General features: G+C 41.9%; 1 rRNA gene. It reads right to left on the bottom strand.

Annotated features, from left to right (window positions below):
• Positions 1-8: 8 nt before the first annotated feature.
• Positions 9-123 (bottom strand): 5S ribosomal RNA (gene rrf, locus ACT3RN_RS16405).
• Positions 124-234 lie beyond the last annotated feature (111 nt).

The raw sequence follows: 234 nt of genomic DNA, 5'->3' as shown, positions 1-234 counted from the left end.
GAATAGAGAGCTGACGATGACCTACTCTCACATGGGCGAACCCACACTACCATTGGCGCGATGATGTTTCACTTCTGAGTTCGGGAAGGGATCAGGTGGTGCCATCATGCTATTGTCGTCAGCAAAGGGGGTTAGATATGAGTCTGTTATTTTTATTGTTTGACTATAAATGTTTAGTTTATGGTCGATCAACTTGTAACCTAACTGAATCAAGGTTAAAGGTGATATCGAAAT

It is taken from the genome of Psychrobacter sp. AOP5-GZ1-6, assembly GCF_052376345.1.
Classification (GTDB): Bacteria; Pseudomonadota; Gammaproteobacteria; order Pseudomonadales; family Moraxellaceae; genus Psychrobacter.
The sequence above is the reverse complement of the archived record's forward strand: the minus strand, read 5'-3'. Positions and strand labels throughout refer to the sequence as shown.